Annotated in this window: 25 protein-coding genes; 14 read left to right on the top strand and 11 right to left on the bottom strand. The window is 59.6% G+C overall.

The window, feature by feature from the left end:
- Positions 1-222: 222 nt before the first annotated feature.
- The 3 genes from NW812_RS07810 (at position 223) to NW812_RS07800 (ending at position 2,750) form a co-directional block, all read left to right on the top strand.
- Entirely contained in the window at positions 223-1,020 is a 798-nt protein-coding gene (locus NW812_RS07810; protein WP_414395624.1) for a Tic22 family protein, read from the top strand.
- Positions 1,017-1,919 carry a peptide chain release factor N(5)-glutamine methyltransferase gene (gene prmC / locus NW812_RS07805; protein WP_414395622.1) on the top strand — a complete coding sequence of 301 codons (903 nt, stop codon included), beginning with the start codon at positions 1,017-1,019 and terminating at the stop codon, positions 1,917-1,919. Before NW812_RS07810 ends, prmC begins: the two co-directional genes overlap by 4 nt.
- 150 nt (positions 1,920-2,069) lie before the next feature.
- Positions 2,070-2,750, top strand: a complete 681-nt coding sequence (locus tag NW812_RS07800) for a sensor histidine kinase (RefSeq protein WP_414395621.1) — start codon at positions 2,070-2,072, stop codon at positions 2,748-2,750.
- A 3-nt stretch (positions 2,751-2,753) separates the two neighbouring features.
- Here NW812_RS07800 and psb27 read toward each other — a convergent pair whose 3' ends face one another.
- Complete coding sequence (gene psb27, locus NW812_RS07795) at positions 2,754-3,155, bottom strand: photosystem II protein Psb27 (protein WP_414395619.1); 402 nt, start codon at positions 3,153-3,155, stop codon at positions 2,754-2,756.
- A gap of 60 nt (positions 3,156-3,215) precedes the next feature.
- On the opposite strand from psb27, the gene NW812_RS07790 reads away from it, so the two are divergent.
- Entirely contained in the window at positions 3,216-3,956 is a 741-nt protein-coding gene (locus tag NW812_RS07790) for an NnrU family protein (protein WP_414395617.1), read from the top strand.
- Positions 3,907-4,380: a thioredoxin family protein gene (locus tag NW812_RS07785; protein WP_414395615.1), complete on the top strand. Its 474-nt coding sequence runs from the start codon at positions 3,907-3,909 to the stop codon at positions 4,378-4,380. Before NW812_RS07790 ends, NW812_RS07785 begins: the two co-directional genes overlap by 50 nt.
- Here the strand turns inward: NW812_RS07785 and NW812_RS07780 are convergent.
- The 6 genes from NW812_RS07780 to NW812_RS07755 form a co-directional block, all read right to left on the bottom strand.
- The gene (locus NW812_RS07780; RefSeq protein WP_414395613.1) at positions 4,320-5,912 is read right to left on the bottom strand and encodes a hydantoinase B/oxoprolinase family protein; all 1,593 of its coding nucleotides are present in this window, start codon (positions 5,910-5,912) and stop codon (positions 4,320-4,322) included. The genes NW812_RS07785 and NW812_RS07780 overlap by 61 nt on opposite strands.
- Positions 5,905-6,219, bottom strand: a complete 315-nt coding sequence (locus tag NW812_RS07775) for a hypothetical protein (RefSeq protein ID WP_414395611.1) — start codon at positions 6,217-6,219, stop codon at positions 5,905-5,907. The genes NW812_RS07780 and NW812_RS07775 overlap by 8 nt, the downstream gene beginning before the upstream one ends.
- 4 nt (positions 6,220-6,223) lie before the next feature.
- Positions 6,224-6,745 (bottom strand): PDZ domain-containing protein, encoded by a 522-nt coding sequence (locus tag NW812_RS07770; RefSeq protein ID WP_414395609.1) that lies wholly within the window; start codon positions 6,743-6,745, stop codon positions 6,224-6,226.
- Positions 6,746-6,991: 246 nt separating this feature from the next.
- Positions 6,992-8,170, bottom strand: a complete 1,179-nt coding sequence (gene sat / locus NW812_RS07765; protein ID WP_414395607.1) for a sulfate adenylyltransferase — start codon at positions 8,168-8,170, stop codon at positions 6,992-6,994.
- A gap of 108 nt (positions 8,171-8,278) precedes the next feature.
- Positions 8,279-8,629, bottom strand: a complete 351-nt coding sequence (locus tag NW812_RS07760) for a hypothetical protein (RefSeq protein ID WP_414395605.1) — start codon at positions 8,627-8,629, stop codon at positions 8,279-8,281.
- A gap of 110 nt (positions 8,630-8,739) precedes the next feature.
- Positions 8,740-9,522 carry a ParA family protein gene (locus NW812_RS07755; RefSeq protein WP_414395603.1) on the bottom strand — a complete coding sequence of 261 codons (783 nt, stop codon included), beginning with the start codon at positions 9,520-9,522 and terminating at the stop codon, positions 8,740-8,742.
- Positions 9,523-9,600: 78 nt separating this feature from the next.
- On the opposite strand from NW812_RS07755, the gene NW812_RS07750 reads away from it, so the two are divergent.
- From NW812_RS07750 to NW812_RS07735, 4 genes are all read left to right on the top strand, one after another.
- Entirely contained in the window at positions 9,601-10,887 is a 1,287-nt protein-coding gene (locus tag NW812_RS07750) for a glucose-1-phosphate adenylyltransferase (protein WP_414395601.1), read from the top strand.
- A 127-nt stretch (positions 10,888-11,014) separates the two neighbouring features.
- Positions 11,015-12,787, top strand: a complete 1,773-nt coding sequence (locus NW812_RS07745; protein WP_414395599.1) for an ABC1 kinase family protein — start codon at positions 11,015-11,017, stop codon at positions 12,785-12,787.
- Between the two features lie 38 nt (positions 12,788-12,825).
- Complete coding sequence (locus NW812_RS07740; RefSeq protein ID WP_414395597.1) at positions 12,826-13,200, top strand: hypothetical protein; 375 nt, start codon at positions 12,826-12,828, stop codon at positions 13,198-13,200.
- A gap of 116 nt (positions 13,201-13,316) precedes the next feature.
- A complete protein-coding gene (locus tag NW812_RS07735; protein ID WP_414395595.1) occupies positions 13,317-13,643 on the top strand; it encodes a YggT family protein in 327 nt (108 codons plus the stop codon).
- A 109-nt stretch (positions 13,644-13,752) separates the two neighbouring features.
- Here the strand turns inward: NW812_RS07735 and NW812_RS07730 are convergent, their stop codons facing one another.
- The gene (locus NW812_RS07730) at positions 13,753-14,325 is read right to left on the bottom strand and encodes a Uma2 family endonuclease (RefSeq protein ID WP_414395593.1); all 573 of its coding nucleotides are present in this window, start codon (positions 14,323-14,325) and stop codon (positions 13,753-13,755) included.
- A 13-nt stretch (positions 14,326-14,338) separates the two neighbouring features.
- Complete coding sequence (locus NW812_RS07725) at positions 14,339-14,911, bottom strand: Uma2 family endonuclease (protein ID WP_414395591.1); 573 nt, start codon at positions 14,909-14,911, stop codon at positions 14,339-14,341.
- A gap of 148 nt (positions 14,912-15,059) precedes the next feature.
- Between NW812_RS07725 and upp the strand changes: the two genes are divergently transcribed.
- Positions 15,060-15,743 carry a uracil phosphoribosyltransferase gene (upp, locus tag NW812_RS07720; RefSeq protein ID WP_414395589.1) on the top strand — a complete coding sequence of 228 codons (684 nt, stop codon included), beginning with the start codon at positions 15,060-15,062 and terminating at the stop codon, positions 15,741-15,743.
- Positions 15,744-16,127: 384 nt separating this feature from the next.
- Entirely contained in the window at positions 16,128-16,829 is a 702-nt protein-coding gene (locus NW812_RS07715) for a tetratricopeptide repeat protein (protein WP_414395587.1), read from the top strand.
- Positions 16,830-17,169: 340 nt separating this feature from the next.
- On the opposite strand, the gene NW812_RS07710 is transcribed toward NW812_RS07715, so the two are convergent.
- Both NW812_RS07710 and NW812_RS07705 read right to left on the bottom strand, forming a co-directional pair.
- Positions 17,170-18,045 (bottom strand): hypothetical protein, encoded by an 876-nt coding sequence (locus NW812_RS07710; RefSeq protein ID WP_414395586.1) that lies wholly within the window; start codon positions 18,043-18,045, stop codon positions 17,170-17,172.
- Between the two features lie 9 nt (positions 18,046-18,054).
- Entirely contained in the window at positions 18,055-18,225 is a 171-nt protein-coding gene (locus NW812_RS07705; protein WP_414395585.1) for a hypothetical protein, read from the bottom strand.
- A 175-nt stretch (positions 18,226-18,400) separates the two neighbouring features.
- On the opposite strand from NW812_RS07705, the gene NW812_RS07700 reads away from it, so the two are divergent.
- Genes NW812_RS07700 through NW812_RS07690 form a run of 3 tightly spaced genes read left to right on the top strand, consistent with a single transcriptional unit; the run spans position 18,401 to position 22,648 of the window.
- Entirely contained in the window at positions 18,401-18,688 is a 288-nt protein-coding gene (locus tag NW812_RS07700; RefSeq protein WP_414395583.1) for a DUF2103 domain-containing protein, read from the top strand.
- A gap of 44 nt (positions 18,689-18,732) precedes the next feature.
- The gene (locus tag NW812_RS07695) at positions 18,733-20,103 is read left to right on the top strand and encodes a TIGR03279 family radical SAM protein (protein WP_414395581.1); all 1,371 of its coding nucleotides are present in this window, start codon (positions 18,733-18,735) and stop codon (positions 20,101-20,103) included.
- A 4-nt stretch (positions 20,104-20,107) separates the two neighbouring features.
- A complete protein-coding gene (locus NW812_RS07690; RefSeq protein ID WP_414395579.1) occupies positions 20,108-22,648 on the top strand; it encodes a UPF0182 family protein in 2,541 nt (846 codons plus the stop codon).
- Positions 22,649-22,741 lie beyond the last annotated feature (93 nt).

The raw sequence follows: 22,741 nt of genomic DNA, 5'->3' as shown, positions 1-22,741 counted from the left end.
GGGGTATGCGGGATCCCCACCCAAATCAGGAGCCTTACCCCTCGACAGGGCTTAACAAATGCTTTAACTTGACCTCTAGGGTGGCCCAGGAGCTCTTGCCAGGAGGGCAACAAGAACAAGGCGCGACGTTGGGAGTAGATGATGGAAATGATGCACAGCAAGGCAGCGCCACCTTTGCGATTCTCTGGCCGCTCTGCAACTCAGGCCGGCAGACGGACAGCAATGGCGTTAGCCCTCCGTAGCACTCTGCTGCTGGGGCTGGTGGGGATCCCCGTATTGGCTCAGGGGAGCTTCTGGCCGGCTCAGGTAGTGGCAGCCCCCCTGAGTCGTCAGGAGGTAGCCGAGCGGCTCAATCTGGTGCCGGTTTTTGCCATTGTCTCGCAGAACGGCACCCCTGTGGTTGCCAACGTGGAGCGGGAGGGTCGCACCATTCAGGTGGCTTCTCTTTGGCTAGATCAAAACCAAGCCCAGCAAGCCCTGGAGCAGGTGAAGGCCAAAAACCCCGAGATAGGCAAGCAAGCCCGAGTGGTGCCCATCCCCCTAGGCTATGCCTATGAGAAATCGGAAGAAGAGCGAGCTAAAAATAGCAATCTGTACTTTGAGGTGGTGCCCCGCCCTGGCGATGTAGAGGCAGCCAAGCAGGTGCTCAAAGAAACGGGGCAAAAGGTGCCCCCAGAGGCCATTGGCGTGCCTCTGTTCTATGGCCGCTCCCCCGAGGGGCTGCTGACCATCGAGCAGAATGGCCAGGAAGTGGTGCCTTTCTTTTTTGACCGCAACGACCTAAAGAAAGCTCTGGAGCGGGCGGCGGCGCAAAACCCCAGCGTGGTTGGCAAAACCCAGATCGAGGTCACTTCCCTAGCCATTGTGGTGGAGCGCATGTTGGCACCTGATGCCCAAGAGGATGTGCAAAAGATTGCCTTCATCCCACCGCGTGCCTCGCTGGAGTACGTGCAGTCGTGGATACGCTCCGCAACTCCCCAGGCCAGTCCCTCGGCCACGCCTCAACCTCAGCGCCGTTGAACCAAGCTGCAGGGGGATCCCGCTCGGCGCTGGTGGAAGAGTTGCTGGCATGGCGGGCGCAGGCTCTGCAGGCAGCACGGGCTGCTGGCGTTTCTCCGCAGGAAGTGGATCTCTTGCTTAGGGAGTATCTGGGCTGGGGGCCATTGGAACGGCTGCTGGGTCGGCCGCCAGTAGGGAAGGGGGATCCGCTGGCTGAGGTGGAGGCGCTGTGGCGGCGTCGGCTAGAGGAGCGCATCCCTCTGCAATACCTGCTGGGCAAGGTAGAGTGGGCAGGGCTGAGCTTGCAGGTAACGCCAGCAGTGCTGATCCCGCGCCCCGAGACTGAGCTGCTGGTGGAGCAAGCCTCCCTGTGGCTGCAGGCCAACCCTCTGCCCCCGGGCTCCCCTTTTGCTGACTTGGGTACCGGCAGCGGCGCCATCGCCATTGCCTTGGCCCACAGGCACCCCCAGCTGCAGCTTCTGGCCGTGGACGTGAGCCCGGCAGCCCTGGCAGTGGCGGCAGCCAACGTGACCGATCACGGGCTGCAGGAGCGGGTGCATCTGCTTGAGGGATCCTGGTTTACACCCTTGGATCCCTGGCGGGGTCGGCTGCGCGGCCTTGTCTCCAACCCTCCCTACATCCCTAGAGGGGAGCTAGATCACCTCATGCCTGAGGTGCGGCTGCACGAGCCGCGAGAGGCCCTGGACGGCGGGGAAGATGGGCTGGTTCATCTGCGGGTGTTGATTGAGGGCGCGCCGGATTATCTAGCCCCCAACTCCTTCTGGGCAGTGGAGGTGATGCAGGGCCAGGCACCTTGGGTGGCCGAGCAGCTGCGAGCGCAGGGGTGTTACCAGCAGATCCAGGTGCACCGGGATCTGGCCGGGATTGAGCGGGTAGTCAGCGCCTGCTTTGTCGGGTAAAAAAGTGGTGAGCAGCGTTGCCAGCCCAGAGAGGGGCCAAGAGCTGCTGCCGCCAATGACGGGTTGCCTTTCCAGTTGAGCAAAGCCTTGCCTGCCACCCCCCCTGACCCTCCCTCTTTCCCGCCTGCCCCTGCCGCAGACCAGGAGGGGATGGACTGGCAGTTTGCCTTTGAGCGCTCTGAGGTGATGCGCGCTTTTCAGCAGGAGCTTCTGGTGAGTATCGGCCACGAGCTGCGCAATCCCCTCAGCAGCCAGATGGGAGCCCTGCAGTTAGTGTTGTCCAATCTGTGCGACTCTCGAGAGGAGGAGCGAGAGTGCCTGCAGAGCGCCAAGGAGGCGGTGGAGCGCCTGCTCAAGCTGCTGGAAGAATACACTCGCCTGGCTCGCCACGACCTGCCCATTCAGCCGCTGCGGCCAAGGCCAACGCGCCTGCGTCCTCTTTTGCAAGAGATCCACAGCCTCACTCGGCTCCAGGCCCAGGATCGGGGCATCCGCTACGACTGGCCTGCCCTCCAGTCCTCTTGGCTTCCCGACAGCCTCACTGTCTGGGCGGATCCCCATGGCTTGGTGCAGGCGCTGCTGGGCGTGTGTCGCTGGGGCATTCGCACCCTCTGCTACGGCTCAATGGCTCTGAGCGCCTATCCTGGCGGGGAGGAGCACTTCTGTCTGGAGTGGAAGCTTGAAGGGCGGTGCTGCCTGCCCATCCAGCCACAAGACAGCGCCGCCTGGCGGGTTAGCGAGCGACTCCTGAGGGAAATGGGAGGCCAGCTGGAGCTGTGGGAGAGCGGACTCCACCGCGTTGGCATTAGAGCAACGCTGCGCCTTGCCTAAAGCTTAACCCTCACGGCGCAAGGCCATCTCTGCCCGATCCAGTTGCATCAGCACCCGCTCTAGCTTTTCTGGCTCCAGCGGTCGATCCGAGGTGCGGTAGTGGGAGGCCACGGTGTTGAACACCGTGCGCAGGGTCGTGAAGGATGGCAACTTGTTGTAGCGAGGGCCATGGTAGCGCCCTACAAATTCTTGCATGGCCTCCATGACCTCCGCCCGTGCCTCCTCCGGCTTGAGGACAGGATCCCCCTCCAAGAGAGCCGTGCGCAGCGTTTGGATGATGGTCATGCTGTCTTCGTAATACTTGCCCGTGAGACGGGCTGCTTGCGCGCCTGGGATCGCCCAGCCCAGGATAAGGGCCATCGCCAGGAGCAGGCCGACAAGACGTAGGAAGAGAGTCTTCTGCATGGGGAGTCGAATGTAACTTATCTTTAAGCTAAGCATAGGTCACGGCAACCGCGAAAGAGGATGTCACCCCCCCTTTTTAGCCACTGGCTGCCAGGGCTGGCCCCCTACCGCTCCCATGCCATCATGCTGGGCATGATCTTGGGATTTGCCTGCGCCCACAGTGGACTAGCCTACTTGCGCCCCTGGGGAGAAGCGTGGCTGGGAGCGCGTCTGTACCGCCTTTTCTTTGTCCTGGTCAGTCTTAGCCTGGCGCCGCTGTTGCTCGTCTACTTTTCTAACCACTGCTACGACGGCGTAATCCTTTGGAATCTGCAGGCTGTTCCCGGGATCCACACTACCGTCGTCCTTTTGTCTGCGCTCTCGTTTTTCTTCCTGTATCCGGCCACCTTTAACGTGCTGGAGATTGTCGCCCTTCGCCAGCCGGAGATCCACTTGTTTACAACTGGGATCATCCGCCTCACCCGCCATCCCCAGCTAGTCGGTCAGGTCATCTGGTGTGTGGCCCATTCCCTGTGGATTGGCTCCAGTTTTATGCTGGTCACCTCGCTGGCGCTGGTGGCCTACCACCTATTTGCCGTTTGGCACGGGGATTACCGCCTGGAGCGCAAGTACGGCCACGCCTTCCGCGATCTCAAGGCCCGCACCTCCGTGATCCCCGGCTTAGCCATTCTGCAAGGACGCCAGCAACTGTACCCACGTGAGTTTCTCCGCTGGGCCTATCTGGGGGTGTTGAGCTTTGTTGTGATTCTTTATGCTTTCCATCCGCAACTGGTTTCTGCAGCCAGCAGAGTTGCCTGGTAGCATGATCCCAAACAACTGCTTTAGTTTGGGAGCAATGATCTCGCCAGTTGCTTTAGAGGCTTTTAATCAAGAACTTTTGACAAGCGATGGGTTGGTGTTGTTAGAGTTTGGCGCGCCTTGGTGCGGTTTGTGTCGCTTCGTTCAACCGCTTATCGACCGCCTGGCCTCCGAAGGGGAGAGATCCGTTGAGGTGGTGCGGGTGAATGTGGATAACAATTTTTGGCTGCCGCGCCGCTATCGGGTGCGCTCGCTGCCGACCTTAATTTTGTTTGAGAAAGGTCAACAAGTGCAAAGGCTGGAGCACTTTACCAGCCGCGAGGATGTGCTCCGCCGCTGCGAGCAGTTGTTGCTTGCCCATCTGGGCTACCCAACCTCCCGCGCCTGCCCCTCGCTGGAGCCCCAGGCGCCGCCGCCAGGGGTATAGAGGGTCACCACATCGCCAGCTTTCAGGGGGCGGCTAATCTTGCTGGGCAGGGGTTCCCCGTTGACAAGGTTGATCCCCACCTGGCCGGCTCCGCCGCCCTCTTCTCCCTGGGGGGCGTAGTAGCGGCGGTCGGTGAGGAGGGAAAGGGTGCAGTCTTGTAACACCTGGAGGGAGCGGATCAGCCCCCAGCCGCCCCGCTGCTGCCCAATGCCCCCAGAATCTTGGCGCAGCTCGTAGCGCAACACCCGCAGGGGATACTCCAGCTCTAGGGCTTCGATGGGGGTGTTGAGGGTATTGCTCAGGCCCACATGCACCCCATCCAGGCCTGGCCGCTGGCGACTGGCCCCTTGGCCGCCCCCCAGGGTTTCGTAGTAGGTAAAGTGGCGGTTGCCCAGGACACAGTTGTTCATGGTGCCCTGCCCTTGGGCCATGCTCCGCGATCCAGCCACCGGCGCCAGGGCTTTGAACACCACATCGGCAATGCGCTGCGAGGTTTCCACATTGCCGGCCACCACCGCCGCCGGAAATTGGGCGTTGACCAGGCAGCCGGGTGGGGCCACGATCTCGATGGGCTCCTCTAGCCCGGCATTGCTGGGAGCGGTGGGATCCAAAAGGCAGCGCAGGGCAAAGAGCACCGCCGAGCGGGTCACGGCCAGGGGAGCGTTTAGGTTGCCTGCCGTGGCTGGCGCCGTGCCGCTGAAGTCCACCCGCAACCTCTCCCCCTGCACTTCAATCTGCACCTGGATGCGGAGCGGCTTGGGCGGATCCCCCTCCCCTTCCAACCAATCTGCAGCCCTGTAGATCCCATCGGGCAGCGCGCGGATTTGGGCCTGCATCCGCCGCCGACTATAGGCAATCACTTCCGCAATGAGCTGCCAAGCCTCCTCCTCGCCAAAGCGGGCTAGCAGCTGGCGAAACCGGCTTGCCCCTACCACGTTGGCTCCCACTTGGGCCTGCAGGTCTCCGCGGCGCTGCTCAGGATTGCGCACATTGGCCAGAATAAAGCGCAGCAGATCTTCCTGCCAGCGCAACTCTCCTTCCAGAGAAAACCTGGCCAGCCGTACGGGTGGGATCACCAAACCCTCCTGCCAGATCTCGCTGGAATCAGCGGGCATGGAGCCGGGGCGCATCCCCCCGACGTCGGCATGGTGGGCGCGGTTTACCGCATAGGCGCAGACCTGGCTGGGATCCCGCAGGCCGGGAATGGCCGCCACCACGGTGATATCCGGCAGATGGGATCCCCCTTGATAGGGATCGTTGAGGACAAACACCTCTCCCGGCTGGGGGCCAGCTGCCACCACTGCCTGCACGGCTTGGGAAAGAGCGCCTAGGTGAACCGGGATGTGGGCCGCCTGGGCAATACAAGCCCCCTGGGCGTCAAACAAAGCCGTGGAGCAATCCCGCCGTTCCTTGATGTTGGCAGAGTAGGAGCCGCGAATGAGACGTGCCCCCATCTCCTCAGCAATCCCGGCCAGAGCGTTGGCCATGACCTGCAAGCGGATGGGGTTGGGTAGGGAGGAGCAGCTATCCATAGAGCCTTTGTTGCAGCCAAAGCGCTAGCCGGCGGATCCCCTGCCAGAACTGGAGCCGGCGCCGCCAGCGGCCAAGGGTGGTGCGATTGGCTTGCAGGCGAGCCCGCAGGTGGAGAAGCTCAGCCGAGGTAAGGGCCAAAGCCGGCTTTGCTGCTCTTTGCCAGTTGTCCAGAGCCCGCTCCGTAACCCAAAGCGCTGTGCGCAAGCGCAAGATTGGGCGAACTAAAGCAAGCAGGCCAAGAGCCAGCAAGCCGTTGAGGCCGCAGACCACCCAGACCGTCTCTGCTAGGCCTACCTCAGCGGTCACCCGCTTACCGCTGCTGCAGCATCAGGGGGCGCAACACGCGGCCATCGCCCACCACCACCACTGTGGATAGAACCTGCCCGCCGCGCCGGAAGGTAATCGGTAGCCGCTGGCCCACAGGGGTGTTTTGGATGAGCTGCTGAACCTGCTGCACCGAGGTGACCCGCTGTCCGTCGACCCCGAGGAGAATGTCGCCCTGCGCCAGACCTGCTTGGTGGGCCGGTCCATTCTGGAGGAGGCCAACGACCCGTATCCCTTGCAGGCGAGGGGCAGGGCCAAACAGGCGGCGGCTAATGGCGCCTTGAGGTGCCTGTTCATCTACCGTTTCAATAGCCACCCCAATGAAGCCGTTACCTGCAAAGGAGGAGGCAGGCAACACTTCGAAGCTGTCAACCTCAACCGTGGGGCTGGAGAAGTTGTAGGCTTCAGCCCCAACCCAGTTACAGGGGTAGGCCAGAGCAGCCTCTGCCAGCAGGAGGGAGGCGGGCAGGGCGAGGGCAAGCCTGGAAAGAAGGGTTGATTTCTGCATAGGTTGACCCTGGAAACGGCAAAGAAAACACAGTTGCCTCCGCCGCGCGCTGGGGTCGAGCCACTAGCCCAGGGTAGGTAGCGGAAGGCTTAGGTGGGCAGCTTGCACCACTCTCCCCTCAGTGATAAACCCAAAATCGGCAACTGTCGATAGGCCAGGTCGTTAACCTCTGCAAAATCTGCCCCGTGCCTTCGAGCTCTCGGCTAGGTCTAGAATCCAGCGCCTGGGTGGTTTCCCACCAAGAGGCTAGGAGGAGCTGCGTTCTCGCATGGCCTCCACAAGGAGCTGGGCCACTTCAGGGCGGGAGAACTCCGGCGGCGGCACTTCGCCACGGCGCAGCATTTCCCGCACCTTGGTGCCCGAGAGGTGAATGCGCTGGTGGGGCTGGCTGGGACTGGTCTTGACCGTGGCCATGGTGCCCGTGACGGTGCAGTAGAAGGCGTGTTCAAACTTGAGGGGGATGATGCCCAGCTCCTCGGGCCGGAACTCGTCGAAAATGTGCTGGGCGTCATAGGGGCCGTAGTAGTTGCCTACCCCAGCGTGATCCCGGCCCACAATGAAATGGGTGCAGCCGTAGTTTTTGCGAACAAGGGCGTGGAAGATGGCTTCCCGCGGTCCTGCATAGCGCATGGCTGCAGGGTTAATGGCCAAGATCACCCGCTCTTTGGGGTAGTACTTTTCAATCAACACCTCATAGCAGCGCATGCGCACCTCGGCGGGAATGTCGTCGCTTTTGGTGGCTCCCACCAGCGGGTGGAGAAACAGGCCGTCCACAATTTCCAGAGCGCACTTCTGGATATACTCGTGGGCGCGATGGATGGGGTTGCGAGTCTGAAAACCGACAATCGTCTTCCACCCTCTTTCCCGAAACAGTTGCCGCGACTGAGCTGGATCAATCTGGTAGGCCGGAAAAAGGGGATGCGGATCCCGCTGCAGGAGCGTGACAGGGCCGGCTAGGTAAACGGATCCCTGTTCGTAGAGCACCTTCACCCCTGGGTGTTGTTCATCCGTAGTGCGGTAGACCTGCTGCGCCTCGCGGGTTTTGTCGTAGGTAAATTTCTCGGTCAGTTCCAACACGCCCAAAAGCTTGCCCTCAGCATTGGCTAGGGCCACGGTTTGCCCTTCCTTGAGCCCGGCAGCTATTTCCTCCGAAACTGGCAGCGTAATCGGCAGCGACCATGCCAGGCCGTTGGCCAAGTGCATTGTCTCCAAAACCGAATGGTAATCTTCCCGCCCCATAAAGCCCGTCAGCGGGCTGTAGCCCCCGATGGCAATCATCTCGAGATCCGATTGAGCCCGCTCGTCGAGGCGGATAACAGGGCAGTGTTGGGCCTTGGAGCGGAGCTCCTCCGCCTCCTCAGGCGAGGCAATGCGGTTAATTAGAGTACCTCCGTGGGGTGGAATGGCATCGCCAGAAACCGTCATCTTTGCCTGGGACGCAGTCATAGCGTAAAGACTAGGGATCCCCAACCATACACCCCCCTTCCCCTGGGTGCAATACCCAACTGCTTGGGCAGGGGATCCCAGCGTGGCCTAGTCCAGCATGTAGGGAGGCATGTCTTCGTCGGTGGGGGATACATTGTCAAAGATAGGCCGATTGAGGATCTTCTTGGGTGCCTGCAGGGGGGAGGCAGAGGTTTGGGGCTTAACCGGCAGCGTGGCCTGCCCTTGGCGGCTTTGCAGTTCCTGGATGGTTTTGGCCCGCTCATCCGCCACTGCCTGGAGTTGGACCAGTGCCTTTTGCAATTCGTCGCGGTGGGCTGTGACTTGCTCGAGTTGAGCCTGTAGGCTGGAGATTTTGTTTTGGTATTCCTGAAGCTGCCGTTGGGCCTCCGCCAACTGGCCTTTGAGGGCTTCGAGTTCCGACGTTTCTGCGGTAGACATTGCCGTTTCCTCACGTCCAGGGGTGGAGGGGGACTCTGACTTTACTTTGCGCCGGGCGGGGCGGCGGGGGGCTCCTCCCGCACGAGAAAACAAGCTACGCTCAGACCCAGTCACAGGAGCACCTCACGTTCAACAAACTGCAGCAGGCGCCCGCACACGGCCGCCCCAGGCCGATAGTCCATGACCGTCAGGCCATAATCGAAAGCTGTGCGCAAGTCGCTACTATCTGGAATGGTAACGGGTGAGAGCACATCCGCAAAAATCTGTTGCGCGTGCACGTACAACTGTCCAGTGTGAGATCCCGACCAAATGCCGCCGGGCAGGTAGCGGTCGTCCAACATGGTCAGGACAGCGCGGGCCTGGCTCAGCTCGCCCTTGAGGGTCTCGATATAGCGCAGGGTCTCTTCTGTGCAGGAGAAGTCGGCGCGGTTGAGCCGTGTCGGGATCAACACCCGCTGGGCTGCCCGCAAAGCATTGGCGGTGAGGGCATTCAGCTCCCCTGGCGTGTCGAGAAAGATAAAGTCGTACTCCGACAGCAAGGGATCCAGTTGACGCTGGAGGAGGTTTTGGCCCGCCTCCCCGGCAGCCGCTAGGTGGGCTGCCACTTCGGCCATGGTGCGGTGGGAGGGCGCCACATCCACTCCCTTGTCGGTGCAATAGATGACTTCCTCCAGAGGCCGCTGGTGGTGAGGGTGGAGGCTAGCCCAAACGGTCTCCTCTGGGGGAAGGGATCCGGCCTCTTCGAGGTAAAAGCTGCTGGCGGTGGTTTGGGAGGTGAGATCGACTAGCAGAACGGCATGGCCCCGCTGGGCCGTCAACTGGGCCGCGTGGACGCAGAGGGTGGACTTGCCAGTGCCGCCCTTGTTGTTGGTAAAGGCCAGGATGCGTGCCATCAGCTTCCCCAGGGCCGTTGCAGCCGCTTCCCCTCACCGCGGTCTATGCTATTGGGTGTAACCTGGTGGAGAACCACCATGCGCGATGTACTGGCAATTATCCTAGGCGGTGGGCGGGGCACCCGCCTCTATCCTCTAACCAAGCGCCGCGCCAAGCCGGCTGTACCTCTAGCAGGCAAGTATCGCCTTATCGACGTTCCGGTTAGCAACTGTATCAATTCCGATATCGATAAGATCTACGTCCTCACGCAGTTCAACTCCGCCTCGCTAAACCGCCACATCATCAATACCTACCGCATGTCTCCCTTCACCGGCGGCTTTGTAGATATCCTAGCGGCCCAGCAAACCCCTGATAACCCCGACTGGTTCCAGGGCACGGCTGACGCCGTTCGCCAATATCTCTGGCTGATGGACTCCTGGAAGCCGCGTGACTTCCTCATCCTCTCCGGGGATCACCTCTACCGCATGGACTACCGCCCCTTTATTCACCATCACCGGCAAACTGGAGCGGATGCGACGCTGGCGGTGCTCCCCTGTGAAGAAAAAGTGGCCTCCAGCTTTGGCTTGCTCAAGATTGACGCCGAGGGGCGCGTGATCGATTTCAAGGAAAAGCCGCAAGGGGAGCTGCTAGAAGCCTGCCGAGTCGATACCCAAGTCCTCGGCCTCAGCCCAGAAGAGGCGAAAGCCAAGCCTTACATCGCTTCTATGGGCATTTATGTGTTCAAGCGGGAAGCTTTGATCGAGATGCTGCAGGTGAAGGAGCACACCGACTTCGGCAAAGAAGTGCTGCCGGCAGCCATCGGCAAGTACCACCTGCAGGCCTACCCCTTCAAGGGCTACTGGGAGGACATCGGCACCATCGAGGCCTTCTACCGGGCCAACCTGGCCTTGGTGCAGCAGCCCAACCCGCCCTTCAGCTTCTTCGACAGGGACATGCCCATCTACACCCGCCCGCGCTTTTTGCCTCCCAACAAGATCCTCGACTCCCACATTGTCAACTCCATGATTGCCGACGGCTGCATCATCAAAAACGCCCAAATTCGCAACTCCATCATCGGCATTCGCAGCCGCATAGAGGCCAATGCCGTTATCGAAAACACCCTGGTCATGGGGGCCGACTACTACGAGTCGGCAGAAGAGCGGCAGGCCAAGCTGGAGGCCGGGATCCCGCCGGTGGGCATCGGGCCCAACTCCCACATTGCCAACGCCATTGTGGACAAGAACGCCCGCATTGGCCGTAACGTCCGCATCATCAACAAAGATCACGTCACCGAAGCCCAGCGGGAAGAGGAAGGAATCTGGATTAGCAACGGCATTGTCACCATCATCAAGGACTCGGTGATCCCGGACAACACCGTCATCTAAGCAAGGTCGTGGCTGCAGCGGGCCGAAGCTAAAGGAGGTGCTGTTAAAGAAAGTGAAGAAAAATCAGGTAACTTTTGCCATTACGATAGGTATTGCTCGTTTAAGACGACGGTGAGATCCCTGGAGCGTGCCTAACCAGATTGTCTCTGTTGCTGACCTAGAAGTTTACGATCCGCAGGTTATTGCCCGTTACTACCGCTGGCGTCTGCCCCAAGTGGTGGCGCGGGCACTGGCCATCCTTGGCCCTCTCTTGTGGTTTGTTCTCTGCCTGCGCTGGGATCAGCTTTGGGGGCAGGGCAATCGCAAGGTGCCCCAGCGTGCGGCGCAGCTGCGCAAACTGCTCACCGACCTGGGGCCGACGTTCATCAAGGTAGGGCAGGCCCTCTCCACCCGGCCCGACTTGGTGCGCAAAGACTACTTGGAGGAGCTGACCAAGCTGCAGGATCAACTGCCCAGCTTTCCTTCAGAGGAGGCGTTTGCCTGCATTGAGGCGGAGCTGGGCCGTCCAATTACCGAGATTTACGCCCAGATCTCGCCCGAGCCGGTGGCTGCGGCCAGCCTGGGCCAGGTTTACAAGGCGCAGTTGCACAGCGGCGAATGGGTGGCGGTCAAGGTGCAGCGGCCTCACCTGCGGGAGCGGCTGAGCCTGGATCTCTACCTCATCCGCTGGGCCTCCACCTGGCTGGGCCCTTGGTTGCCCCTCAACCTGGGCAACACCTTGACAGCGGTGGTAGACGAGTTTGGCCGCAAGCTCTTTGAGGAGATTGACTACCTCCAGGAAGGACGGAACTGCGAGCGCTTTGCCGAATACTTTCGCGACGATCCCGATGTGTATGTGCCGCGCATCTTCTGGGCCTACAGCACCCGCCGCGTGTTGACCCTGGAGTGGATTGACGGCATCAAGCTCACCGATGTGGAGCGCATTCGGGCCGCCAACTTGGAGGTGAAACGATTGGTGCGCATCGGTGTGGTAGCCGGCCTAAAGCAGTTGCTGGAATACGGCTTTTTCCACGCCGATCCCCACCCGGGCAACCTGTTTGCCCTGCCGGATGGCCGCCTGGCCTACATCGACTTCGGCATGATGGACCAGCTCACCGACCAGATGAAGGAGTACCTGGTGGATGCGCTGGTCCACCTGGTGGATCGCGACTACAACGCCCTGATTGACGATTTCATTCACCTGGGCTTTTTACAGCCGGATGTAGATCGGCAAGAGCTGCTCCCTGCTCTAGAAACGGTGTTGGCGGATGTGCTGAGGCAGGAGGTGGCTAACTTCAACTTCAAAACCGCCACCGACCAGTTCTCCGATTTGATGTACCGCTACCCCTTCCAGGTGCCCTCCCACTTTGCCTTGGTGATCCGCTCTTTGGTTACCCAGGAGGGGGTGGCCCTCAGTCTCTATCCGCAGTTTCGCATCGTCGGCGTGGCCTATCCCTACGTGGCCAAGCGCCTGCTGACCGATGAATCCCCTCGTATTCGCCAGCGGCTGTTGCAAGTGCTGATTAAGGATGGCAAGTTCCGCTGGAACCGCCTGGAGAACTTGCTTCAAGTTGCCCGCAGCGATGGTGGGCTGGATTGGATCCCTGCTGCCCGCATGGGCTTGCGCTATCTCATGTCGGAGGAAGCACGGGAGCTACGCCGCCAGCTAATCCTCTCGCTTACAGAAGATGATCGCCTGCACTTCGAGGAGTTACAGCGGCTGTGGCGGGTAGTCAGCCCTGACTTGTCACTAGCTCACCTTTGGCAAGCCGCTCTGGCCTCCTTGCCCTTGACCAACAGACTGGAGGCCATCTTGGCCGGGTTGAGGGAGCAGATGCAAGATTACCTGGAAAATTTGAGCCAATGGCGACTCCCCCAGCTCTGGCCTCGTTTGCTGGCAGGGGCGGGGCAAGAGAGCTAGAACGAAAGAAGGGAGACTCAATTGACTGGGACGCAAGCGTGGCAGATCGGCAGAGTGATTTCATTGCTAGTGTGGTAGCGGGGGCTGTGGTGGGAGGGATCCTCGGCGGGATCCTTGGGCTTGTGCTCGCCCCCAAGCTAGGTAGGGAATCCGCTGAAGGTCAAGGCCGGGATCCCGAGCGCCTCGACGGCACCGCCACTAGCCCTGAATGCCCCCGCTCTCGAGGGCTGGGGAAAGCAACGGAGTCCAGCTTGAGGAGCTGGAGGGAGTGGGAGCAGGAGGCAGAACGGATTGCCCAGGTTCGCCGCACCCTCGAAGCCAAAATTGCCGAGCTCAACGAGGCCATTCAGGCCACGCGGGCCCAATTGCTCATCAAGGAAACCTCCTCCCGAGCTGTGGAGGAAAAGTCTTGAGCAAAGGATCCCTGCCCATGCCAAACTAGAGGCGGCAGAGGTTCTGCCGGCGCTACCCTAAGCCGACTGCTCTGCCGATAAGCTGTGGATGAGTCCTTTCTCCCTTTTCCAGTCATATGCTTAGCCACGTGTTGTCCTCTCTTGCTGGCCTAGACGATCTCCCTCTGGGGTCGGTCTACAGCGGTGCGGTCTCTTTACTGTTTCGCTCCCTTTACCAGTTCATCGTCATCTACAACGCCCTGCTGATCGTGCGGATTTTGCTAAGCTGGTTCCCGCAACTGAACTGGTCTAACCCTCTCCTGTCGGTGCTTAGCCAGCTTACGGATCCCTATCTCAACCTCTTCCGCGGCATTATTCCCCCCATCGGCGGCTTGGACTTCTCCCCCTGGTTGGCCTTCCTCTTGCTGAGTTTTGCCCTACAGGTGGTGGGCCAGTTTGCCTAGTTGCTGGGCCAGCAAGGCGCTGGGCTTTCTCGGGCTCATCCAGTTCTTGCATTTCCCGCCCGATAGGTGCCAGCACGCTCGGGGTTGCCGACGGCCATGGGCAGGCCAGTCATTCCCAGATTAAGGTGAGATCGGCAACGAAGCCGGGGAGGACGGGATCCCCTTCTACGGAGGTGGGCCGCTCTAGAACCTGGACAGGCTGGCCTGGACGGTAGACGTAGACCCTTTGGCTTTCCGGGTCAATCAGCCAGCCCAGTTGGGAGCCGTTTTCGAGGTACTCCTGCAGCTTGGCCTGCAAAGTGGCCAGGTCATCACTCGGGGAGCGCAGTTCCAGGACAAAGTCTGGACAAAGGGGTGCAAAGCGGCGCCGCTGCTCTGGAGTCAACTGCTGCCAGCGCTCCCTGGCAACCCAGGCGGCATCGGGAGAGCGAATGGCCCCGTTGGGCAGGGCAAAACCCGTGGAGGAGTCGAATACAAGTCCCAAGTTTGTGCGTCGGTTCCACTGCCAGAGCTGGCCCAGCAGGTCGGCACTGCGAAGTCCGCTCTCACTGCCGACGGGGGCCATGGCCACTAGCTCCCCTTGGGCAGTGCGCTCCAAGCGCAGCTCTGGATTTTGCCGACAGAGCTGTTCAAAAACTTCATCCGTCAACTCCAGGCTGGGTCGCAGGTTAAGGGCAATCATAAGCGGTTAGGAACTATTCCCAGACGAGGTTGAGATCGGCAACGAAGCCGGGGAGGACGGGATCCCCTTCTACGGAGGTGGGCCGCTCTAGAACCTGGACAGGCTGGCCTGGACGGTAGACGTAGACCCTTTGGCTTTCCGGGTCAATCAGCCAGCCCAGTTGGGAGCCGTTTTCGAGGTACTCCTGCAGCTTGGCCTGCAAAGTGGCCAGGTCATCACTCGGGGAGCGCAGTTCCAGGACAAAGTCTGGACAAAGGGGTGCAAAGCGGCGCCGCTGCTCTGGAGTCAACTGCTGCCAGCGCTCCCTGGCAACCCAGGCGGCATCGGGAGAGCGAATGGCCCCGTTGGGCAGGGCAAAGCCGGCAGAAGCATCGAAGGCTACGCCAAGCTGAGTTTGGTGGTTCCATTGCCAGAGTTGGGCGCTGAGGCTCAAGTTTTGGCGACTGCTTTCACTGCCGACGGGGGCCATGGCCACTAGCTCCCCTTGGGCAGTGCGCTCCAAGCGCAGCTCAGGATTTTGCCGGCAGAGCTGTTCAAAAACTTCATCCGTCAACTCCAGGCTGGGCCGCAAGTTGAGGGAGATCATCCCGTCCCACTGGCGCGAACAGAAGACTGGAGGAGGCGCTGGCGCTATTGTAACTAAACGCGGCGAGGAAGCCAGAGGAAAAGCTGGCAGCTGGGGAACGGCGGGGAAGGCTAAGAAGAAGGCTTGCCTCCTACCCCTGCAAGCCGCTATGCTACCGCCCAGGTTGAGGCATCCTCCGGTGGCAAGTCAGCAACTACGGGTTTACGTCCCTCCTCACCCGCTCATCAAGCACTGGCTAGCCGTGGCCCGCGATAGGGAGACCCCCATGCCTCTTTTTCGCACGGCTTTGGTGGAGTTAGGCCGCTGGCTGACCTACGAGGCGATGCGGGAGTGGATCCCGACCCAAGCGGTGCAGGTGCAAACTCCTCTGGAAGCTGCGGCAGCAGAAGTTATCGCCCCCAACACGCCGCTAGCCATCGTGCCCATTTTGCGGGCTGGCCTGGCCATGCTGGAAGGCTGTCAGGCCCTCTTGCCCCAAGCACGGATTTTTCATGTGGGCTTGGTGCGGGACGAGGAGACGCTGCAGGTGAGTTGTTACCTCAATCGCCTGCCGGAGCGGATTCCAGATCAGATGCGCATTCTCATCCCTGAGCCAATGTTGGCCACGGGGGGTACCTTGCTGTGGGTTTTGGATGAGCTGAAAAAACGGGGAGCGGATCCCAGCTTGGTGAGGATTGTCAGCGTCTTGGCCGCGCCGCCAGGGCTGCAGCGACTGGGATCCCATTACCCAATGGTGCAAGTTTTCTGCGCCATGATCGACGAGCGGCTAAACGACCGGGGGTTTATCCTGCCCGGGCTAGGGGATGCTGGGGATCGCGCTTTTGGCACTTGAGTTCCGTTGCTGCTTGCCCAAGAGGTTCCGATTTGGGGACTGAACAGCTCCGGAGTTGGCAGCGGCCACGGGGATCCCTTGGTGAAGAACCAGAACGGGCGCAACAGCGTGAGTACAGCGAGATTTTTAGCTATTTCGGGGATCTAGCCACCCTAAAGGCAGCCCTTGCCCACCAGGAGGCCCCAGCCAGCCCTTCGCACTGGTATCTCAATCTGGCCTTTTTCGCTGGATCGAGTGGAAAGTCGTGCTTCCCAGTCCAATTGCGGATAGTCTCTGGAGTGAGGCCGTTGCCTCGGTGGGCCTGGGATCCAGTTCGCTTCCTTTCCCGGCCGTGAGGGGTGGAACAAGTGGTGTTGAGGTGGCTGGAGGAAACCGATCATGGTGATGAATAGGCAACAAACCGGTGGACAGGCTGCACCCTGGAGCCTGAGTTCAGTAGTATGCCTGCTGGGTTTGGCGGTGGGCCTGCCTGCCTATGCGCAGCCGCCTATGAATTTGCTCACCGGCGAGCCAACAGTGGCCCAACTCAAGGAAGATGCAGCTCGTTACCTGCAGATGGGCTTTTACACCCTAGCCATCAACGCCTACCGGGCCGCCCTTGAACTAGAAGACAAAGCCCAAGTGCTTCCCAGGGAGCGGGATCCTGACGTGCCCTTTAACCTCGGCTTGATCTACGCCCGCCAAGGCAAGCTGGCAGAGGCGCGAGCCGCCTTTCAACGCTCAGTGGAGGTGGATCCCACTAGCTTTAAGGCCCGCTACCAGTTGGCGCTGGTGGATCTTAAGTTAGGGAACCTGGTGGCGGCCAAGGAGCAGCTTACCCTCTTGGCCCATGCTGCCCGCAGCAACCCCGAAACCTACAGCCACATTCAATCCCTGCTGGCCCCCTTGGAGTCGATCCCTCTGCCTGGCCAACAGACCAACGACCTCCCTTCTCCTCTAGCCGTCGATTCGGAAGCAGGCAAACTTTCGCCCGAACCCGAGAAAAACAAAACAGCTCCTCTGCCGGTAGCAACCCCAGAAAAGCAGTCGGAAGAGGAGAAGCCTCTTTCTGCCCTGCAGCGGCTGCGCCGGGAGGAGAGGGACTAGATCCCTTTCTGTCAGCAAGCGGTTGGGGACAGACAGCTACGGCCTGGGAAGAAGAGCCAGCCATACTCAGAGAGCTGTTGGGACGGCAGCTTTCTCCAGTGTGGCTGATACTTAGGACGGGGTTAAAGCAGCAATAGAATCCCCCTGGCATTGATCCTAGGCCGGCAGGAGGAGCAAAATCTTGGAGTCCTGATCCTCAGACGAGCTTTTTGGCGGCAAAACCAGATCTTGCCATTCCCGGAAGCTAAGGCCAAGCCGAACCATTTCATTGATTTCGTGTCTGTAGCCTTCCAATCTTCTGTGCAATTCAATCATGGACTGGGCAGCCGCTATAACTTGATTAGCTCGAGACATCAAACCGAGGATGACTTCTCTCCGAGCGCCAGTGTTCCACGGCATGCGATCCCATAACGTCCATTCTACCCAAAGATGGGGCAACGAGGGCAAGGATAGCATTCCTAGGTCTTAGCGGTATGCTATCAGTCCAGGATTCGATGCTACATGTGTTGAAAATAGCCGTGCGTATATGTTCATCAAACAGCTTATCTACATTTGACTCAGCCGTTACATACTTAAGAATTTCCAAAATGCTTGACAGTCTAACTCCTTGACAGGCACTGTGAAGATATCCTGAAGGATCTTCAAAAAGAAGCTTGACGTACTTTCTAATACGAGGTTTCAGAATCTCCTCGGCCTCAGCCAAGCGCTTAAGAGCCATCTCGTGCTCTTCAAGCTCTAAGTAACACTTAGTCTCTGTAACATAGACTAAAGATAGGATTAAGATGTACTCACGGGACAAAATACAGTTACCTTCATTCCAGTCAGAATCCCAAGCAGCTTGATAATAGTGCTCAGCCTCAAGTAAGGGTTGAATGACCTCGCTCACCAGCCGCCTCCTGCTGGACGAAGAAGACATCTTTAGAGCTATCTCTGCAACTTCAATCGCAGACTTAGTTTTAGCAAAGATCAATCTGTCTATTTTGTTCTTGATTTCAGAGATGGAGGCCTGAAGATTTTGGATCCGTGAACCAATTTGATTAAGCTTGGAGATGACGACTGCAAAGCCTATGGCAGACAAACCCAAGTTAACTAGACCAAGAGCGGTGTTGAATTGAGTCAAGCCTAAGATGGTATTCAGTGTATTCCCGATAGCGATTAATTTTAGGTTAATTTGTCCCAAATGAATGTTGGCAATAATCCCGTTGACAATGTCCAACCCGGGAATTCATTTACCAATGCTATCTGCAAGTGTCAGGCCTCCAGTTTCTCTCAGCCAGGCTACCACCCGCTTAGAAGCCACTTCTCTCACAACACCGCCTATGCGCTCATAGGTGCCATCTTGCAGGCCTTTCAGGATGGCTTCGGGAATGTCTAGGATGACTTGCTCAGCAACCATAAATCAGCAGCTCCTTGTCCTTGGGGCCATCAGACTAGCACCAAGAAAACCTTCTGAAAGTACTTGTACTTAAAAGTTTGCTAAAGCTTGAGGGAGGCCAGTCTCTTTGTTCTCAGTCGCAAAGGCGAGAGCCTATCATGGAAGTCTAGCCTCTCCTTACCGTTAGTCTGCCACTATGTCTGAGCCTTCTGGTCGCTTAGTTTGGAACCATTCCACTCACATCTCTGGCTTGATCCCTGTTCTGGAGCGCTTAACCCGACAACCCGGCATTAAAACTGTAACGCCAGGTGCCTTATTTTGCGCTCGCGGGCGGATCCCGCAGTTGCAGTTGCGGGTTTCTGTGCCCATTCGAGGTGGGTACAAGTTAGTTGCCCGCAAAGGCAGCAGCGTGCAGGAGGTCTTTGTGGTTACCGACCTCAGCCAGTCGGAGCTGGAAGCAGCGATTCGCCGCTGTTTAGAGTAGGTTTGAGTTCTCTTGGCAACGCAGTCCCGCCTCTTGGGCGCGCTATGTCCCGCGCTAGCGTCAAGCCCGCCCGTATCAGCGCCGTCCTGCCCGGATCCCTGGCGGCAAAGGCAGGCATTCAACCGGGGGAGGCGCTGGTGAGCATCAATGGCGAGCGGCCCCGCGACCTCATTGACTATCGCTTCCTCATTGCTGAGGAATATCTCTGCCTGGAGATCCTGGACAGCCAAGGGATCCGGCGCACGGTTGAGCTGGAAAAAGACATTGACGAGGATCTGGGGCTGGAGTTTGAGACGGCTTTGTTCGATGGCCTCATCCAATGCAACAACGCCTGCCCCTTTTGCTTTATCGACCAACAGCCCCCTGAGATGCGGGCAACCTTGCATCTCAAAGACGACGACTACCGCCTCAGCTTTCTCTACGGCAGCTACCTCACCCTCACCAACTTGACCGCTGCCGAGTGGGATCGCATCGCCCGCCTGCGCCTTTCTCCTCTCTATGTCTCTGTGCATGCCACCGACCCAGAGCTGCGCAGCCGCCTGCTCAAAAACCCCCGCGCCGGCCTCATCCTGGAGCAGTTGGCCTGGTTTCGCCAACACCGCCTGCAACTGCATGCCCAGGTGGTGGTCTGCCCAGGCTGGAACGATGGGGAGCACCTCACCCACACGCTCTTGGATCTAGCCGCTTTTCGTCGGCCAGAAGAAGGGATCCCAACCGTCCTCTCGGCGGCAGTGGTGCCAGTGGGGCTGACCCGCTTTCGCCCCCCCAATGATGAGCTGATCCCGGTGGATGCTGCCAAGGCGGCGGAGGTGATCGATCAGGTGGAAGCGCTACAGGCGCAGTTTCGGCAAGAGTTGGGATCCACCTTTGCCTGGCTAGCTGATGAGTGGTATCTGCTGGCGGGTCGGGAATTGCCGCCGGAAAAGCACTACGAAGATTACCCCCAACTGGGCAACGGGGTGGGATCCCTGCGGCTTTTTCTCAGCCAATTCGAGCAGCTCAAACTGCCGCTGGAGATCCCTGCTCCTCTCAAATTGCTTTGGGTGGTGGGCAACGCAGTGGAGCGAGCCTTCCAGCCTGTGGTGGAGCGGATGAACCGCATCCGCAGGTTGCAGTTACATCTTTTGCCCCTTGCCAGCCAATTCTGGGGACAAACCCTGACGGTAACCGGGCTGCTGACAGGGCAGGACATCCTCAACGCTTTGAAATCGGTTGAGAACCTGGCAAGTTACGACGGCCTGCTTCTGCCCCAGATTACCCTCAAGGATGGGGAGCGCTTCCTAGATGACCTCACCTGGCAAGACCTACAAGCCCAGGCTGGGATCCCGGTGGTGCGGGTGGACGGTGGTCCAGCGGGCTTGTTGGAGGCGGTGCAGCAGCTAGGATCGAGGGCAAGTTTGAACAAGCTGCCATGAAGCCATGCAATGGCTGCGGCGAGGCGTGCTCCTGCTGCTCTGGGGGGGGCTAGGGATCCTGGCCATTACAGCCTTGGCCTCTTTCTACGTCGATCTGGCCTGGTTTGCCGAACTAAACGCCCTGCCAGTGCTCTGGACACGGGTATTTGCCCGCTGGGGACTGGGCCTAGGCGCCTTTGTCTTTGCCCTGGCAGTGGTAGGAGTCAACATCCGCGCCTGCTGGCGGGGAACAAACCCAGCCTGGGCCTGGGCCATTGCGTTGGGCCTGAGCGGCTGCTTGGCCTGGTTTCTTTCCCAGCACTGGTTTACGCTGCTGCTTTGGCTGCACCAAGTGCCTGTGGGAGAGTCGGATCCAATCTTTAACCGCGATCTGGGCTTTTTTCTTTTCAGCTTGCCCTTTTGGGAAAAGCTCCAGCAGTGGTGCTTCAACCTGGTGCTATTGACCTTGGTTGCCGTTGCTCTCATCTACTTTGTGGAGCTGGGACTCTCGGAACAGCGGCTGACGCTGGCCCTTTCCCTGTTTGCCCAGCGGCACTTGCTCATCCTGGGGGGAGCTCTGTTTTTGCTTCGGGCCTGGGGCCACTGGCTGGAGCGCTACAAGTTACTCTACTCCACCCGCGGCGTGGTTTTTGGAGCCGGTTTTACCGATGTGCACGCCACTTTGCCAGCTACCACTTTGATGAGTGGGGTAGCTTTTCTAACTGCCCTTGGCTTCTGGGCCTTGGCCCGCCAAGGGATCCGCCTCAACCTTCCCTTGTTCAAATCCTGGTGCCCCCCCTGGGCCAGCTCCCTACTGGCGCCAGCTCTGCTGTGGGGAGCCTACCTGGGGTTTGGGTTACTAACTACCCGGCTTTACCCCCACTTGGTGCAGACCTTCTTGGTTACCCCCAACGAGCTGGAGCTGGAACGCCCCTACCTCGAGCACAACATCCGTTTTACCCGCGCCGGCTTTGGCTTAACCCAGGTGGAGGTCAAGCCCTTCCCGGAGGAGGGATCCCTTACCTGGGAGATCCTGCAGCAAAATCAATCTACCCTGAGCAACGTGCGCCTTTGGGATGCGGAGCCCTTGTTGGCCACCTACCGCCAGCTCCAGGAGATCCGCCCCTACTACCAGTTTCCCTATGTGGATGTGGATCGCTACCGCATAGGGGGAGAGCTGCGCCAAGTCATGCATGCAGCACGCGAGCTGGACTTTGCCCAGGTACCGCCAGCGGCCCAAACTTGGGTTAACCGGCGCTTTTTCTACACCCACGGCTATGGCCTCACCCTCAGCCCAGTTAACGTGGTTACTCCGGAGGGGCTGCCAGACTTTTTTCTGGCAGATATCCCACCGCGGATTTCCCCGCGCTACCCGGAGGTAGCGGAGGTACTGCGGGTGGATCAGCCGGCCCTCTACTACGGCGAGCTAACCACCACTGAGGTGTTTGTCGGCGCAGAGGCAAGGGAGCTGGACTACCCTGCTGCCGACCACTACGTCTACAGCAGCTACCGCGGCACAGGGGGTGTCCCCATTCCTCACCTTTGGCAGCGCTTTCTCTATGCCTGGCACTTCCGGGATCTGCGCATTCTCCTCAGCCGTGAGCTTTCCCCCAACACCCGCTTTCTCTACCGCCGCCAAATCCGCGAGCGGGTGCGCCAGGTGATGCCCTTTTTGCTCTACGACCAGGATCCCTACCTGGTGATTCAAGGCGGTAAGCTCTACTGGTTTTTCGACGCCTACACCACCAGCAGCCACTACCCCTACTCCGAGTACCTGCCTGACTTTCCCTTCAACTACATCCGCAACTCCGTCAAGGCGGTGCTGGATGCCTACAACGGCAGCATCAACTGGTACATAGCTGACCCTCAGGATCCTCTCATCCAAGCCTACGCCCGCATCTACCCCACGCTGTTCAAGCCCCTGGAGGCCATGCCGGAGCCGCTGCGGCAGCACCTCCGCTACCCCCAGGATCTCTTCCGACTGCAGGCCCAGCAATTTGCCACCTACCACATGACGGATCCCCGCCTTTTCTACAACCGGGAAGACCAGTGGCAGATCCCCAACCAATTCCGCAAGGGGCGGCGCCTCCCCATGCAGCCCCAGTACCTCATCCTCACCTTGCCGGAGGAGCGGCAAAAGGGATCCCCCAACGAACCTGAGTTTGTCTTGCTCTCTCCCTTCACCCCCCTCAACAAGCAAAACATGGTGGCTTGGATGGCCGCCCGCTGCGATGGGGAAAACTACGGCAAGTTGCTGGTGTACGAGTTTTCCAAGCAGCGTCTCATCTACGGCCCGGAGCAGGTGGAGGCGCGGGTGAACCAGGATCCCGCCATTTCCGAGCAAATTGCCCTCTGGAACGAGCACGGGTCGCGGGTCAACCTAGGTACCCTTCTGGTTATCCCCATCGAGACCTCCCTTCTCTATGTCCAGCCTCTCTACCTGGAGGCGGAACAGAGCCGCCTGCCTCAGCTTACCCGGGTCATCGCCGCCTACGAAGACCGGGTGGTCATGGAGCCAACCCTCGCCCAGGCTCTAGAAGCCCTCTTCTCCCTCACCCTCCGCTGAGCCAGGATTTGCTGAGGGAGAGTTGACAGAACTTAACGGTTGGATTAAGGTTAGGTTGTCCATCTTCGCACTTCCACAGGGAAGTTAGGCTTT

Source organism: Synechococcus sp. O70.2, from assembly GCF_047462135.1.
Taxonomy (GTDB): Bacteria; Cyanobacteriota; Cyanobacteriia; order Thermostichales; family Thermostichaceae; genus Thermostichus.
Note: the sequence above shows the minus strand (reverse complement) of the source record. Positions and strands in the feature narration are given on the sequence as shown.

Bases quoted from the DNA above. Each gene is read 5' to 3' on its own strand.
- NW812_RS07810 (WP_414395624.1), top strand. From the start codon at position 223: ATGGCGTTAGCCCTCCGTAGCACTCTGCTGCTGGGGCTGGTGGGGATC.
- NW812_RS07800 (WP_414395621.1), top strand. From the start codon at position 2,070: ATGGACTGGCAGTTTGCCTTTGAGCGCTCTGAGGTGATGCGCGCTTTT.
- psb27 (WP_414395619.1), bottom strand. From the start codon at position 3,155: ATGCAGAAGACTCTCTTCCTACGTCTTGTCGGCCTGCTCCTGGCGATG.
- NW812_RS07790 (WP_414395617.1), top strand. From the start codon at position 3,216: ATGTCACCCCCCCTTTTTAGCCACTGGCTGCCAGGGCTGGCCCCCTAC.
- NW812_RS07785 (WP_414395615.1), top strand. From the start codon at position 3,907: ATGCTTTCCATCCGCAACTGGTTTCTGCAGCCAGCAGAGTTGCCTGGT.
- NW812_RS07780 (WP_414395613.1), bottom strand. From the start codon at position 5,912: ATGGATAGCTGCTCCTCCCTACCCAACCCCATCCGCTTGCAGGTCATG.
- NW812_RS07770 (WP_414395609.1), bottom strand. From the start codon at position 6,745: ATGCAGAAATCAACCCTTCTTTCCAGGCTTGCCCTCGCCCTGCCCGCC.
- sat (WP_414395607.1), bottom strand. From the start codon at position 8,170: ATGACGGTTTCTGGCGATGCCATTCCACCCCACGGAGGTACTCTAATT.
- NW812_RS07760 (WP_414395605.1), bottom strand. From the start codon at position 8,629: ATGTCTACCGCAGAAACGTCGGAACTCGAAGCCCTCAAAGGCCAGTTG.
- NW812_RS07755 (WP_414395603.1), bottom strand. From the start codon at position 9,522: ATGGCACGCATCCTGGCCTTTACCAACAACAAGGGCGGCACTGGCAAG.
- NW812_RS07750 (WP_414395601.1), top strand. From the start codon at position 9,601: ATGCGCGATGTACTGGCAATTATCCTAGGCGGTGGGCGGGGCACCCGC.
- NW812_RS07735 (WP_414395595.1), top strand. From the start codon at position 13,317: ATGCTTAGCCACGTGTTGTCCTCTCTTGCTGGCCTAGACGATCTCCCT.
- NW812_RS07730 (WP_414395593.1), bottom strand. From the start codon at position 14,325: ATGATTGCCCTTAACCTGCGACCCAGCCTGGAGTTGACGGATGAAGTT.
- NW812_RS07725 (WP_414395591.1), bottom strand. From the start codon at position 14,911: ATGATCTCCCTCAACTTGCGGCCCAGCCTGGAGTTGACGGATGAAGTT.
- upp (WP_414395589.1), top strand. From the start codon at position 15,060: ATGCTACCGCCCAGGTTGAGGCATCCTCCGGTGGCAAGTCAGCAACTA.
- NW812_RS07715 (WP_414395587.1), top strand. From the start codon at position 16,128: ATGAATAGGCAACAAACCGGTGGACAGGCTGCACCCTGGAGCCTGAGT.
- NW812_RS07705 (WP_414395585.1), bottom strand. From the start codon at position 18,225: ATGGTTGCTGAGCAAGTCATCCTAGACATTCCCGAAGCCATCCTGAAA.
- NW812_RS07700 (WP_414395583.1), top strand. From the start codon at position 18,401: ATGTCTGAGCCTTCTGGTCGCTTAGTTTGGAACCATTCCACTCACATC.
- NW812_RS07695 (WP_414395581.1), top strand. From the start codon at position 18,733: ATGTCCCGCGCTAGCGTCAAGCCCGCCCGTATCAGCGCCGTCCTGCCC.
- NW812_RS07690 (WP_414395579.1), top strand. From the start codon at position 20,108: ATGCAATGGCTGCGGCGAGGCGTGCTCCTGCTGCTCTGGGGGGGGCTA.